The following is a 758-nucleotide window of genomic DNA, read 5'->3' on the forward strand; positions in this document are numbered from 1 at the left end:
AACAAAAGGTTGCGACCGGTTTTGTATCAGGCGGAATCGGGCAGCTTCACGCCCCCAGACATCAAAAACGCGAAAACAAAAGACAGTCATGACCGACAGCAGCATTGAATCCCTGAACCAGAAACTCGACCGGCTGATCGAGGCGGTGAGCCGCCTTGCCCCGCCGCCGGTGCCCCAAACCGACCTCGGCGAGGCCGATTGTTTCGTCTGGCAGGCCGATCCCGGCTATCTGGAGCCGGTGCGCAGGGTTAACCGCGTCGACATCGGCCTGATCCGTGGCGTCGACCGCGTCCGCGACATCCTTGTCGACAACACCGAACGCTTCGCCGCCGGCTACCCAGCCAACAACGTGTTGCTGTGGGGCGCGCGTGGCATGGGCAAATCGTCGCTGGTCAAGGCCGTGCATGCCGAAATCAACGCCAGGACCAAGTCCGACCTGCCGCTGAAGCTGATCGAAATCCACCGCGAGGACATCGACACGCTGCCGAAGCTGATGGGATTGCTCAAGGCGGCCCCCTTCCGCTTCATCCTGTTTTGCGACGACCTCTCCTTCGACCATGACGACACTTCCTACAAATCGCTCAAGGCAGCGCTCGAAGGCGGCGTCGAGGGTCGGCCAGTCAATGTCATCTTCTACGCCACCTCGAACCGCCGCCATCTGTTGCCCCGCGACATGATCGACAATGAGCGCTCGACCGCGATCAACCCATCCGAGGCGGTCGAGCGCTCATTGTCGATCATGTCGCGGGGCAACAGAT

At 61.2% G+C, this 758-nt stretch carries 1 protein-coding gene; it reads left to right on the plus strand.

All coding sequences use genetic code 11. The features are described from left to right. Window positions 1–88: 88 nt before the first annotated feature. A partial coding sequence (locus EN984_RS36510; RefSeq protein ID WP_164766012.1) for an ATP-binding protein occupies window positions 89–758 on the plus strand: 670 nt, incomplete at its 3' end.

The sequence above is a fragment of the Mesorhizobium sp. M7A.F.Ca.CA.004.12.1.1 genome, assembly GCF_003997835.1.
GTDB lineage: Bacteria > Pseudomonadota > Alphaproteobacteria > Rhizobiales > Rhizobiaceae > Mesorhizobium.